12 protein-coding genes are annotated in these 13,003 nt (G+C 66.6%); 6 read left to right on the forward strand and 6 right to left on the reverse strand.

Going from position 1 to position 13,003, the window contains the following annotated elements; translation table 11 throughout:
* Window positions 1–78: 78 nt before the first annotated feature.
* The 4 genes from EYW47_RS09860 to EYW47_RS41770 form a co-directional block, all read right to left on the reverse strand.
* Window positions 79–1,662 (reverse strand): serine-rich family protein, encoded by a 1,584-nt coding sequence (locus EYW47_RS09860; protein ID WP_133194659.1) that lies wholly within the window; start codon window positions 1,660–1,662, stop codon window positions 79–81.
* Between the two features lie 27 nt (window positions 1,663–1,689).
* Window positions 1,690–2,250, reverse strand: coding sequence for a hypothetical protein (locus EYW47_RS09865; protein WP_240763619.1), 561 nt, complete (start codon window positions 2,248–2,250; stop codon window positions 1,690–1,692).
* Window positions 2,251–2,318: 68 nt separating this feature from the next.
* Window positions 2,319–2,828: a hypothetical protein gene (locus EYW47_RS09870; protein WP_240763620.1), complete on the reverse strand. Its 510-nt coding sequence runs from the start codon at window positions 2,826–2,828 to the stop codon at window positions 2,319–2,321.
* Between the two features lie 105 nt (window positions 2,829–2,933).
* Window positions 2,934–3,452, reverse strand: coding sequence for a hypothetical protein (locus EYW47_RS41770; RefSeq protein ID WP_240763621.1), 519 nt, complete (start codon window positions 3,450–3,452; stop codon window positions 2,934–2,936).
* A gap of 578 nt (window positions 3,453–4,030) precedes the next feature.
* Here EYW47_RS41770 and EYW47_RS09880 point away from each other — a divergent pair.
* From EYW47_RS09880 to EYW47_RS09890, 3 genes are all read left to right on the forward strand, one after another.
* Entirely contained in the window at window positions 4,031–5,422 is a 1,392-nt protein-coding gene (locus tag EYW47_RS09880) for a sigma-54 dependent transcriptional regulator (RefSeq protein ID WP_133194661.1), read from the forward strand.
* A 159-nt stretch (window positions 5,423–5,581) separates the two neighbouring features.
* The gene (locus tag EYW47_RS09885; RefSeq protein ID WP_133194662.1) at window positions 5,582–5,872 is read left to right on the forward strand and encodes a hypothetical protein; all 291 of its coding nucleotides are present in this window, start codon (window positions 5,582–5,584) and stop codon (window positions 5,870–5,872) included.
* 184 nt (window positions 5,873–6,056) lie between these two features.
* Entirely contained in the window at window positions 6,057–7,028 is a 972-nt protein-coding gene (locus EYW47_RS09890) for a thymidylate synthase (RefSeq protein ID WP_133194663.1), read from the forward strand.
* A gap of 111 nt (window positions 7,029–7,139) precedes the next feature.
* Here the strand turns inward: EYW47_RS09890 and EYW47_RS09895 are convergent, their stop codons facing one another.
* Together EYW47_RS09895 and EYW47_RS09900 are read right to left on the reverse strand one after the other, a co-directional pair.
* Complete coding sequence (locus tag EYW47_RS09895) at window positions 7,140–9,809, reverse strand: DUF6600 domain-containing protein (RefSeq protein ID WP_377784926.1); 2,670 nt, start codon at window positions 9,807–9,809, stop codon at window positions 7,140–7,142.
* Between the two features lie 255 nt (window positions 9,810–10,064).
* Window positions 10,065–10,778 (reverse strand): ArsR/SmtB family transcription factor, encoded by a 714-nt coding sequence (locus tag EYW47_RS09900; RefSeq protein ID WP_133194665.1) that lies wholly within the window; start codon window positions 10,776–10,778, stop codon window positions 10,065–10,067.
* Window positions 10,779–11,005: 227 nt separating this feature from the next.
* On the opposite strand from EYW47_RS09900, the gene EYW47_RS40815 reads away from it, so the two are divergent.
* The 3 genes from EYW47_RS40815 (at window position 11,006) to EYW47_RS09910 (ending at window position 12,952) form a co-directional block, all read left to right on the forward strand.
* Window positions 11,006–11,143 (forward strand): hypothetical protein, encoded by a 138-nt coding sequence (locus EYW47_RS40815; protein WP_165976519.1) that lies wholly within the window; start codon window positions 11,006–11,008, stop codon window positions 11,141–11,143.
* A gap of 149 nt (window positions 11,144–11,292) precedes the next feature.
* Window positions 11,293–12,315, forward strand: a complete 1,023-nt coding sequence (locus EYW47_RS09905; protein WP_133194666.1) for a GlxA family transcriptional regulator — start codon at window positions 11,293–11,295, stop codon at window positions 12,313–12,315.
* 133 nt (window positions 12,316–12,448) lie between these two features.
* The gene (locus EYW47_RS09910; RefSeq protein WP_133194667.1) at window positions 12,449–12,952 is read left to right on the forward strand and encodes an acyl-CoA thioesterase; all 504 of its coding nucleotides are present in this window, start codon (window positions 12,449–12,451) and stop codon (window positions 12,950–12,952) included.
* Window positions 12,953–13,003 lie beyond the last annotated feature (51 nt).

The raw sequence follows: 13,003 nt of genomic DNA on the forward strand, positions 1-13,003 counted from the left end.
TGTGTCAGCGGCCGGCGCGTCGGGGTACAGCTTTCGGTTGCAATTACGTCAGGACGGCTAAGTGATGCCTGGTGATGCTTAGTGGCCGTTGCTCATTGCAGCGATGGCCATGCCGTTGTGCTGCAGATTGCCGATGCCGCCGGCAATGTTCACGCCGATATTGCCGCTCGCGCCGGTGAGCGTGTTGGCGCCGAGGCTAGCTGTGCCCTGGAACTGGCCCTTGGCGCGCATGTCGGAGTCTTGCACGTTGTTGTCGGTCGCGACCATCGCCGTCGTCTGGGCGCTGCCTGCGTTGGTGGCCGTCGTCACGGAGCCGGCAAGGCTGTTGTTCTGCGCGTTGCCGATACCCGATGCGACGTTCACACCGACGTTGCCCGAGACGCCGGCAAGCGAGCCGTCACCCACAGATGCGTTCAGATTGAAGTTTTTCACATTCGCAGTGCCGGCGGACGTCTGATTGTTGAAGATCTGAGCGTTACCGAACACATTGCCCATGTCGACGGAAGCGAGCGCGACGTCGTTGCTTTGCGCATTGTTGATGCCTTCCGCGATGTTCACGCCCAGGTTGCCCTGCACGCCGGTTGCCGCGCTCTTACCCGTGGTGGCGGTGAGCGTGCCGGCCTGTTGCGTGTCGGTATGCGTCGTGAGGTAGCCCGTCGTCGTATTGTTGACCGTGGTCATCGTGTCGTTCGTGCTATAGCCCCACGTATTCTTTTCGCTCGAGGACGTCGAATACGAATGCGAGTGCGATTCCTTGCTCGTGCTCGCTTCGCTGAACTTATGCGAGTACGTTTCTTTCGACTGGCTCATTCTGTCGCCCGAGCCGCCTTCCTGGGTCTTGACGGATGCGTTCAACGTGGCGTCGGCGTAGGCCGAATTCGTCGTGGTCTTGGTGTTGTCGACGTTGAGGGTATTGTTCGCGGACCATGTGTTGCCGACCTTCAGCGTGTTGCCGTCGTTATGCGAGTTGGTCTTCGTGTGCGACGTGCTTTCCGAACCGGTCAGCGTAAGGCCAGCCGAGCCGTTCTGCGAGTTGCCACTGCTCGACCACTTGGCGCCCAGCGTCAGCTTGCCGTTGCCGCTTTGCGAATGCGTCGACGTGTTCTTGCCAACGTTGCTGTACGTATTGGTGAAGCTGTTGCCGCCGTTGTCGCTGAAGTTGTTGGAGATCGTCGTATTCTTCGAGGTGCCGTCGTCGGCCTTGACGTGGACGTCTGCACTGATGCTCGCGTTGCGCGACTTGTCGAAGCTGTATTTGCTCGACGAGCTCTCGGAGGTCGAGGCATTGACATCATGCGTCTTCATCGACGAACTCGACGACGACGACTTCGACTTCGTGGAGAACGAGTGGGTGTTGTAGTCGGAGTTCGTGCCCGTGCCGACCTGGCTGTACACGTTGTCGTCGTAGTTCGTCGTCACATTGCCGAACTGGTAGCTCTGCGCCTGCGGAATCAGCGTGCCGCCGGACGTGCTCTGGGTGTTGTTGATGACCGCGCCTGCCGTGCTGCTGACGCTGACGCAGCCGAACAGGCCGACAAACCCTTCGATGCCCACGACGTCGACCACGCCCGTGGCGTTGAAGAGGTAAGCGGTCTTCGGGCCTGCGAAAGCGGAACTTGCCACGGTCGCGAGGACGGCTGCTGCGATGAGGGTGCGCTTCATTTTTCGCTCCGATACTTGAGTGGTCAGTTAAAAAAGAGTGCCCGCCGGGGGACGGAGCACAAAACTGTTTGCCGTAGCGTTACCGGCACCGGCTGTCTGGTTCACCTGCATGAGGCCCGTTGCATTCCTGAAGGCCACACCGTCGATGCGTACCTCACGAATGCCGCCTGCCTGGCCTGCCTGGTTACCCGTACCGCCGTTCGTTGCGGTGACCGCGGACATTTCCCCGTCCGAGAGCAACGCAACTCCGAGCACCCCAGTGCCGATCTGCGCACTGTTGCGCTGGATGTTGCCCACGCCTGCCGCCTGATTCACCATCATGGCGCCGGACGTATTCGCGAACGCGCCCGAACCGATGAGCGCGCTGGCGTTGCCAAGCCGGGCGCGCACCGAGGCGCCTTGCTCGTCGAGATTCACATTGCCCACCGAGCCGCCGTTGGTGATCGTCAGCTGGTTGCCCTGGACGTTGTCGAGCCCGGCCGCTTCGTTCACGGCGAGCGCGCCGGTTACCGAGGTGGCGGCGTTCGGTGCGATCACGGCGGTCGCGCCTACCGTGACCTGGGCGTGCACGGGTGTGGCGAGGGCCATTCCAAGTGCCACCCACGAGGCGGCGAGGGCGGGTGCTGCCAGAACTCGAGTGGCGTGCGGGTGGCGGCTCATTTCATGCCTCCCATCGTGCCCAGCGCGCTCGTGAGCGGCGCGAGCGCGCCGTTGATGGTCGAGGAGATCGTGCCGCCGATGCCGCCGAGGGCCTGGGCGCTGCCGCCCGCGCCGAGCGCCCCGTTCGAGCCCGACGGGTTGCCCACGAGAATGCGGTTAATCGCTTGCACGCCCGCCGCCTCGCCCGCGAGCGCGCCGCTCGCGTTCACGCCGGAGTTGCCGTGCGCGTTGGTGAGGTCCGTGTCGGAGACGAGCGTCGCCATGGCGGGGTCGTACGAGTTCTTCGGGAACGTCGTGGCCCGCACGATCACGGGGTCCTGGCTCTTCGGCACGCTGGCGAAAGCGCTGCGCGGGGTGATGTCGCGTTCGACGATGATGTCGCCGGGATTGGCCACCTGCTGCGCGCTGACGCCTGCTGTCAGCGCCGCCGCGAACGCAGCGCTCAGGACGGCTGCGAGCCGGGCTGAGTGCCGGCGCCCAGCGGGCGTCTTAAAGCGAACGATCATGTTTGTCTCCGTCTGCATTGCACAACCGGCGTGAGCCGAGTGCCGCCTGCGATCCACGCCACGAGGGGCGTGGATCCTGTTGGGCGATAACCGCGTTTGTTCGGGTTACTTCCGGGTGTAGCTGGCGATGTTGCCTTGAGCGGCCTGGCCGGTGTCCACCGGGATCGGCAGCGGAGCGGGCGGGGCGATTTCGTCCCACAGCGTCACGCTGCTGCCGCGCATGAGCTGCGGCATGGCGGCGACCATCACCATGCCCACGGCGCCTCCGCGCTGGCGCGCAAGCGTCTGGTCATCGAGTGCGCCGGCGCCCGCGAGCACCTGATCGTCCCCAGCGGGACCCGGGTCGGCGGCGAGCGTGCCGGTGCTCAAGTTTTCGCCGCCCGTGCCGTTATCAGAACCAGGAGGTGCTGCGCGCACGTTGAACGTGGCGGGCACCATGGCCGCGCCTGTTGCTGGAACGACACCGGTGTTCGTCGCGACGAAACCCGCACTCGCCGCATCCGTTGCGGTCTGTGCGCGCACCGACGGCGCGAGAGCGAGGAGCGCGGCGGGAATCAGCACGGCGGCGAGCATGCCGCATGTGCCGGTAAGACTGCGCCTGACGTTCGAGGGAATGAGTCGCATGGCGTATCTCCTGGTGCGAGACATTTAGCGAAACGTGTGCCATGCCACGCAATCCATTGATACGTCGCGGGTCCGGATATTTTCTACGGATTTTGAATAGTGGATTTTCGCAAAAACGTTTCAGTGCTGAAACGTCGACCGGTTTTAAACACCGGGAATTCGTTGGAAAGTATCAATGGAGAACGTTTGCGCGATTTTTGTGTTACGTAATCGCGATGTCTTGGGAAGAAGGTACTGGAGCAACAGAATGAAAACATCTGCAATGGATTTTCTTCTTGCAATTCAGCACTTACGTAATGGAAACCTTTCCATCGGACCCTAAGCTATTCGCGTCGCATATTTTCTATCCAACACCCCGATCCATATAGTAAGCTTCAGAGAAACGCGTAATAGCCATAAGAAAAGCCCTGCCATGGGCAAGTTGACACACACGCCGCAACTCGGGGACTCACAGTCAGCAAAAGCCCCATGCTCGCCACGTCCTTTTGCGCCTGGTGGATGTCGTCTTTTGCTGCGTGTCTGTACATCAGGTGCGTGCCGTCATTTCGCAACGATGTGTTGGCAAGAGGATCTGAATAATGGAATCCGCAACGCGGCAATTGGTTTACGTGACGCGCAATCCGAATGAAGCGCTGAACGAGCGGTTCCACGAGCGGGGCTGGCAGGTGGAGATCGTCGGCAACGCGCGGGATACGCGACGTGCGCTGCGCGCGGGTCTGCCCGCAGGCGGACTGCTCGATTTGACCAGCGAATTCCATGTGCATGAGATCGGCGCGTTCGAGCCGTGCCTCACGTTGCCTAACGTTGGCTGGGTCGCAGCCACCACCACGGGCCAGTTGCAGGATGCCAATTTGCGCCGCCTCGTGCGCGATTACTGTTTCGATTACGTAACGGTGCCCTGGAGCGGCGAGCGCATTGTCGATTCCGTGGGCCATGCATTCGGCATGGTCGCGCTCGGCGAGGGCGCTTCGAACGACACCACGGGCGGTGCGGAAGGCGAAATGGTGGGCTCGTGCGAGGCGATGCTGGCGCTGTTCCGCTCGATCCGCAAGGTCGCGATGACCGACGCGCCGGTGTTCATTTCGGGCGAGTCGGGCACTGGCAAGGAACTCACCGCGGTCGCCATTCACGAGCGCTCGGCGCGGCGCAATGCGATGTTCGTGCCCATCAATTGCGGGGCGATCCCGCCGCATCTGCTGCAGTCGGAACTATTCGGCTATGAGCGCGGCGCGTTCACGGGCGCGAACCAGCGCAAGATCGGCCGCGTGGAAGCGGCCAATGGAGGCACGCTCTTTCTCGACGAAATCGGCGACCTGCCGATGGAAAGCCAGGCGAGCCTGTTGCGCTTTCTCCAGGAAGGCCGGATCGAGCGCCTTGGCGGCCACCAGTCGATTCCCGTGGATGTGCGCATCATCTCGGCCACGCACGTGGACATGCGCGCGGCCATGGTCGAGGGGCGCTTCCGCCAGGATTTGTATCACCGCCTGTGCGTCCTGCAGATCGACGAGCCGCCGCTGCGTGCGCGCGGCAAGGACATCGAATTGCTCGCGCGGCACATGCTCGAGCGCTTCAAGAAAGACGGTGGGCGGCGTCTGCGCGGCTTTTCTCCCGACGCCATTGCCGCGCTGCATAACTACAGCTGGCCCGGCAACGTGCGCGAGCTCATCAACCGCGTGCGCCGTGCGATCGTCATGACCGAAGGGCGCGCGATCACGGCGCGCGATCTGGAGCTGGGCGATTACGTCGAGGTGGTGCCGGTCTCGCTCGCGCAGGCGCGCGAGGCCGCCGAGCGCCAGGCCATCGAGCTCGCCTTGCTGCGCCATCGCGGGCGTCTTGGCGATGCCGCGCAGGAACTGGGCATCTCGCGCGTGACCCTATACCGGCTGTTGTGTGCGCATGGCATGCGGCATATGGAAAGCGATCCGCTCGCGCCGCATCCCGGCGGACTGGTTTCGGGGGGCGGGGCCTGAAGGCGGCCTCGCCGAGGGGACCATATAACGGCCGCGCGATGTGGCCGCACAAGCACGACGAAGCAGGCTGACGAAGAGCCGGAACGGTCGTGAGGGTACGAGGTAGCAGGGGTGCGAGCGGGCTTGCGCGGGGGCGCAGGTTCGTGCGGCGGGCGGCCCGTGAGTGCGGGCCGCCCTGTCTGCGTTTGCGCGTGGTGGGCGCGTTGTGGCCTGGGCGTGCAGTTGGCGATATTGCGGGTTATTTGCGAACGATTTGCCACGGGCTTGTCACGTTGGCTCGTCGCGCTAATCAACGCATTGATTTTTACGCCGTTTGTTTTTGCCGGGCGTCGCCATGCGGCGCATTATCTGCGGCATTATTCGATTTTTCACGGCTTCGACATAATGCGTATTTTCTGGGCATGTTATGCCGATGCAGCGAATTGTGTCGTCGCGCGTATCGCGTTGTAGCCAGTCATTCCGAATGGCGCTGTGCGGTGTTGTCGTACCTGTCCCCCGATTGCCCTCCGCTTGTTCTCTGCTTGTTCTCCGCATGCTCTCCATTGGGCCCGAGCTGCCGTTTGCCGGCTTGCTATAGAATCTCCTCTTTTGAATCCGCACCGGGTGCGCTCGCGCGCCCGCTCAGGGACCGCGCATGAAACAGTACCTCGAGCTCGTCCGCTCGATTCTCGACACCGGCAGCTGGCAGGAAAACCGCACCGGCATCCGCACGATCAGCATGCCGGGCGCCATGTTGCGCTTCGACCTGCAACAAGGCTTCCCGGCCGTCACGACGAAAAAGCTTGCGTTCAAGTCGGCGGTGGGGGAGCTGATCGGCTTCCTGCGCGCCTCGCGCAGCGCGGCGGATTTCCGTGCGCTCGGCTGCAAGGTCTGGGACGCCAATGCGAACGAGAACGCGCAGTGGCTCGCCAATCCATACCGCCGCGGCACCGACGACCTCGGCGACGTCTATGGCGTGCAGTGGCGCCAGTGGCCCGCCTACAAGGTGCTGGACGCCGACGCGAGCGCGCAGTTGGCCGACGCGCAGTCGCGCGGCTATGCGCGCGTGAGCGAATTCAGCGAGGACGGCCGCCCGAAGGTGCTGCTCTACAAGGCGGTCGACCAGCTGCGCCAGTGCCTCGACACGATCATGAACAACCCCGCCGACCGCCGGATTCTGTTTCATGGCTGGAACCCGGCGGTGCTCGACGAGATCGCGCTGCCCGCATGCCACCTGCTTTATCAGTTCTTGCCGAACGTGGCGAAGCGCGAGATCTCGCTGTGCCTGTATATCCGCAGCAATGACGTGGGCCTCGGCACGCCGTTCAACCTGACCGAAGGCGCGGTCCTGCTGCATCTCGTCGGCCGCCTGACGGGCTACACGCCGCGCTGGTTCACGTACTTCATCGGCGACGCGCATATTTACGAGAACCAGCTCGGCATGCTCAACGAGCAGTTGAGCCGCGAGCCTTATGAGAGCCCGCGTCTCGAGATCGCGTCGCGCGTGCCCGAGTACGCGAAGACTGGCGTCTACGAGCCCGAGTGGCTCGAGAAGGTCGAGCCCGCCGACTTCTCGCTGGCCGGCTATCGGCACCACGATCCGCTCACGGCGCCGATGGCGGTCTAGCGTGCCGTAGCGCCGAGATCGACGCGCGAAAAGCAAAGCCCGCGAACAGCGATGTTCGCGGGCTTTTTCGTTGGCGGCGCGCGCCTTGCGGTGCGCGCCGGGGTGGTGGGCTCAGCCGTGATGATGCTCGTCGTGGCCGCCGCTCGCTTGCGGATGGGGTTGCGGCTGCGGCTGCGGATGGGGCTCCGGACGCGGCTGGGGCTGCGGTTGCGGGTGGAATTCGGCTCGCGGCTGGGGCTGCGGTTGCGGGTGGAATTCGGCTCGCGGTTGGGGCTGCGGTTGCGGATGGAACTCCGGCCGCGGCTGCGGCTGCGGTTGCGGACGGACCTCCGCACGCGGCTGGGGCTGCGGGTGGAACTCCGCGCGCGGCTGAGGCTGCGGTTGTGGTTGCGGACGGACTTCCGCACGCGGCTGAGGCTGCGGCTGTGGTTGCGGGCGAACTTCCGCACGCGGCTGAGGCTGCGGTTGCGAGCGGACCTCCGCACGCGGCTGCGGCTGAGGCTGCGGATGAAACTCGGCGCGCTGCTGCTGCTCCGGTTGCGGATGGGCATCCGCACGTGGTTGCGTTTGCACCGGCTGCTGCCCGTGCGGTGCTTCGCCCGCGGCGGGCTGCGGCGCGCGCGCAGGTGCGCCTTCATGCGGCTGCTGCATCGCGAACGCTTGCTGCCGGCTTTCCTGACCCGGCGCCGCGCCGCCCGGCTGTCCATGTTGCGCCATCGGCGCATGCGGTTGCATCCAGGAGGGCTGATGCGCCTCGCCCGGCGTGCCGGCCAGCGCGCGGCCATTCATGGTGCCGGCGGCGCCCGGTGTGCGCGGCCCGCCGCCGGGCATGGCGCCTTGCGGCTGTCCGCCCTCCGGTCGGCCCGCGAACTGCGGCGGATGCGGCACGCCATGCGCTTCGTTGGCCTGCGGGGCGACCGGGTCGTGGCCGTTCGCCATCGCGGGCGGCATGCCGGGCTGTCCAGGTTGTTGTCCATGCGGGGCCATGGCTTCGTTTGGACCATGCGGGCCGCCCTGGGCGAAAGCGCTTGGACGCGGCTCCTGACCCGGCCCCTGGCCCGGCGCGCCGTTCGGCCGGCCCTGCGCGCCGATCACCGGCGAGTGGGGCGGCACGACACGCACGTTCTGCTGAGGCCATCCCCCGTGCGAGGCGGGCGAGAAAGGCGAGAACGAAGCGTGCGCCGGCGCGGAGACGTGCACGACAGGCGCGCCTGCGCCCGGCACGGCACCACCGCTGTGGGCGAAGCGCTGCGCGAGGTTGTCGCGGAAGGCAGGCGGCGCGACCGGCGCGCGCGTTGCCACGACCTGACGCTGATTGAGCGAGGCGGGCGGCCGATAGTCGGCGCGGCGCAGATTCGGACCGAAGCTGCCCTTGACCGGCGCGATGCCCGGCGTGCCCGACTGGATGTGCGCGTTTTGCCATTGGCGCGGGTCGACGCGCTGCGCGAAGCGCGAGGTCGGCTGGCCGTGCACGAAGGCCGTGGCGGGCACGGCGGTCACGGCGCCCGGCACGCGGTAGTTCACGAACGTGTTGTGCACGTTGATGTTCGTGATGTTCACGTCGTGGCGGTAGTTGTTGACGATCACGGTCTGATTCACGCGGTCGTAGTAGTGCGGGCTCCAGTCGCCCCCGTGCGGGTGCCACGGCTCGCCCGGCCCGAGTGCGAACCACGCGACGCCCGCTGCCGCTGCGCCGCCGATGGCGAGATTCACACCCCAATCGGGGCCGCCGTCGCCGCCGCCCACGAAGGCGACGAGCGCCGGCGCGTAGACGGGCGGCGCGGTCTCGACGATCGGACCCGGCACCCAGGCCCACGAATCGTCGACGTGGGCCCAGCGGCCGTAGTGGTAGGGCGCGAAGCCCCACGGCGCATCGTCCACCCACGTCCAGCCCCACGGCGCCTGCCAGACCCAGTGGCCGTCGTGATAGGGGGCCCAGCCCGAGGGCACGTCGTTGGGCGTCCAGACCTCGCCGTACTGCGGGCTTTCGCGCCACGTGCCGTTGGCGTCCAGATCCTGATAGCCGGGAACGTCGCGCGAGACGTAGCGCGCCGAGACCGAGCGGTCCTCGCTGGCGTCGCGCGCGAGCGCCCACTGGTCGAAGGCATCGGGCGGCGGCGCGGCCTCGCTCGCCACCTGCTGCAGGTTGGTGCCGGCAAAACGGATTTGCTGGCCCGCCGACATCGGCGTCTGGCCGTTCTCGCCGTACACCGTCACGTTGCCGCTGCGCACCGTCACGGTCGTGCTGCTGCCGTCGGGCGCGACGTCCACGCGATAGTCGCCAGGGCTGGTCACGCCGAGCGCGAGGTTGGGCGTGTCGATTTCATATGAGCTGCCGGGGGGCAACTCGCGCACGCGCGCCGCGAAAGTGCCTTGCGCGACTTTCAGCTGGGCGGTCGAGTCGTCGAGGTTGAGGACGTCGACGCTCGTTTGCGGACCCATGCGCACCGCCGTCGAGCCGATGTGCAGCTCCGAGCGCGCGTTGGCGTCGTTCCAGAGCTGGTCGCCGGTCGTGAGCGGGCGGTTTAGCTGGGCGTAGGACCAGTCGGTGGCGCCGGCCGGCTCGGTCGTGACGTCGCCTGCCATATAGTCGAGACGCGCGACGCGTCCGGGCGGGTCGCCGGCTGCGCTGGCGACCGGTGCGCCTTGCGGGGCGGCCTGCGCCCAGGCGTTGGCGCCGGCGAGGCTGAGCGCGAAAGCGGCGAGCACGGCGCCGGCGATGAGCGTGCGGCCGCGCGGGCGGCGCACGGCGACGTGCGGGTGCCGGTACGTGTCTTGCATGTTGTCGTGGCGGCGGAACGTGATAGGCGATGAGGTGCGCGTTGTCATGGTGGTTCTCCAGCTTCCCGCATCAATTTCGGGGTGCTATGTGGGGAACTCTATCCGCCGCGCCTGTTTCCATGCGCGCTCAATTGTTAGGGCTTATGCACCAGATGTAACAGAACGTGTGACAGGCGCCCGAAAGCCCGCTTTTCGGTGCCTGTTAAGAGATGTTGTTGGGTATTTGTCAGCTTTCCGGGCCGCTTTCTGGACCCTCTATGCGGCCACGAACGCGTCGAATTCGCGCTGCCCGAGCGGCGTGATGCGCAGCACGCGCGGGCGGCTGGCGTGCTCGACCCAGCCGTTCGCGGTAAAGCGCTCGAGCAGCGCCGCGCCGAGCGCGCCGCCCAGATGCGCTCGCCGTTCGCTCCAGTCGAGGCAGGTGCAGGCGAAGCGCCGCCGGCGCGCGCGCAACGCCCCGAGATCGACGCCCCAATGGGTGAGCCGCGCGACGCCTTGCTCCGTCACGTCGAGATCATCGTCGTTGCGCACGAGCCAGCCGCCTTCGACGAGCCGGTCGAACACACGCACCGCAACCTCGCCCGCCATATGGTCGTAGCAGGTGCGCGCATGGCGCATCTCGACGGGGACGGTGCGCGCGGGGCGCGTCACGGGCTGTGCCGGCGCGGCGGCGTGCGCGACGTTCATCAGCGCTTCGATGGCCGCGGCGATGTCGGGCGTGGCGATGCGGTAATAGCGATGCCGCCCGCGCACTTCGGGCGCGAGCAGGCCCCCATCGGCGAGCCGGGCGAGGTGCGCGCTCGCGGCGGACGGCGAGAGGCCCGCGATCATCGTGAGCTCGCCTGCCGGGCGCGCGCTGCCGTCCATGAGCGCCCACAGCATGGCGGCGCGCCCGGGATCGGCGAGCAGCGCCGCGACGCGCGCGAGACCGGGAAAGTGGGTGGTTTCATCGGTGGCGGGAAGAGGCATGATGGCTCCCATGCGAAACGGGCGGTTTCAATGGCCTGCGTGCGTTGCCTGCCTGAGCCTGGCGCGATGGCCCTTGCACTTACTTTAGCGAAATCCGGCATTCGACGTTTCAGGTTGCCGTGAAATATGGCGTGCACGGAGTGGATGGTGCGGTGGTGCCGGCCAATCGGTGGTGCCCAGCGGCACCGCGCTAGAATGAATTCCTTTCTGGAAGCAAACAGGCAGTCATGAAACGGATTCTGGCCCTTGCAGCGCTTGTGCTGCTCTGCACGGCCTGCGCCCAGGGCGGCAGCGTGCCGTCGAGCGGTTCGAGTGGCATCACGATGTACGGCACGATCGACGAGGGCATCACATTTCACAAGTAACCGGGCGCGCCAGGCGAGCTGCATGACGCTGCGCCGCCCCGCGGCTTGGCGTATCGCGGCATGGCAGAAATTGACGCAAGATCGACGCGCCTGCCAACGGCGCGCATGCGATGATGACTGGATCGAGCTATCGTCGCCCCTTGCCCCCTATGCCTGCCTCTTCTTGCGCGCGCCACGTGGTGTTTGCGGTCGCGCCCGATCTCGTGCTGCTTGACGCCTGCGGGCCCGTCGAGGCTTTCTGGCGGGCCGAACTGGCCATGCGCGCGAGGCGCGCCCAAGCGACGCCCATCTCAGCCGACCCCTGCGCGTATCGCGTCACGCTCGCCTCGGTGGCGGGCGGCGTGCTGCCCACGTTCGCGGGGATGCCGGTCGTCACGGAGCGGCTCGACGCGCTCGACACCGCCACGATCGACACGCTGATCGTCCCAGGCGTCCCCATCGACGAATCGACGCCGCTGCAGCCCGAGCTGGTCGCATGGATCGCCGCCGCCGCGCCACGCGCGCGGCGCGTCGCCTCGGTCTGCACCGGCGCGTTCTACCTGGCCGCAGCGGGCCTGCTCGACGGCCGCCGCGCCACCACGCACTGGCGCAACGCGGCGCAGCTTGCGCGCCGTTTTCCGCGCGTGAACGTCGATCCCGAGCCGATCTTCGTGCGCGACGAGCGCGATGGCCGCGTGGTCTGGACCTCGGCGGGCGTGACGGCCGGCATCGATCTCGCGCTGGCGCTGATCGAGGAGGACTGTGGCCACGCCGCCGCCATGCATGCCGCGCGCCGGCTCGTGGTGTTCATGAAGCGCCCGGGCGGCCAGGCCCAGTTCAGCGAGGCGCTGGAGGCGCAAAGCGCGGCGGGCGGCGCCTTCGACACGCTGCACGGCTGGATGGCCGCGAACCTGCACACCGAGCTGAGCGTCGAGCGGCTCGCCGAAGAGGCGCGCATGAGTCCGCGCACCTTCGCACGGCGCTATGTCGAGGCGGTGGGGCGCACGCCCGCGCGCACCGTCGCGGCCATGCGCGTGGAAGCGGCGGCGCATGCCCTCGCGCAGTCGCGGCAGAGCGTGAAGCGCATTGCCGCGGACTGCGGCTTCGGCACCGAGCAAAATCTGCGGCGCGCGTTCGAGCGGCGCTATGGCGTGCGGCCGCTCGACTACCGGGCGCGCTTTTCGGCGGCCTGAGCGCGGCGCGGGAAGCTGACCACGCCCCCCGTCTGCATGGCTGCCAGCGGATGACATACTGCGCTCGTATAATCGATGGCACCCTATAACGACGCCTTGCCGGCAAGGCGCACACCCCACGAGCGGAGCCCCTATGAGTACGCCTTCCCAGCCGCTGGACCGTTCGGAAACGACATTCCGCTTTCTCGCCGAGCCGACCTCGGTGAACTTCGGCGGCAAAGTCCACGGCGGCGCCCTGATGAAATGGATCGACGAAACCGCCTATGCGTGCGCCGCCGTCTGGTCGGGCCGCTACTGCGTGACGGTGAGCGTGGGCAATATCCGCTTCCGGCGGCCGATCCTCGTCGGCAACATGGTCGAGCTGCGCGCGCGCGTGGTGGCCACGGGCCGCACCTCGATGCATATCCATATCACCGTGCACGCGGGCGACCCGAAGAGCGGCCAGCTGCGGCTTACGACCGATTGCCTGATCGTGTTCGTGGCCGTCGACGAAAACGGCAACCCGATTCCCGTGCCGACCTTCGTGCCGGAAACGGAGGAGCAAAAGCGCCTCGCGAAATATGCGCTCGACGTGAAGGAAGCGCTCGATGCGATCGTCGAGCTGAAGCCCGAGGAAGTGGCGAAAGGCAAGGTGTGATCGGCCGAATGCGGGGCTAACTGCGGGGCTGAATGCGCTGCATCGGCTGCG

Source organism: Paraburkholderia silviterrae (genome assembly GCF_004353915.1).
GTDB classification, from domain to species: Bacteria; Pseudomonadota; Gammaproteobacteria; order Burkholderiales; family Burkholderiaceae; genus Paraburkholderia; species Paraburkholderia silviterrae.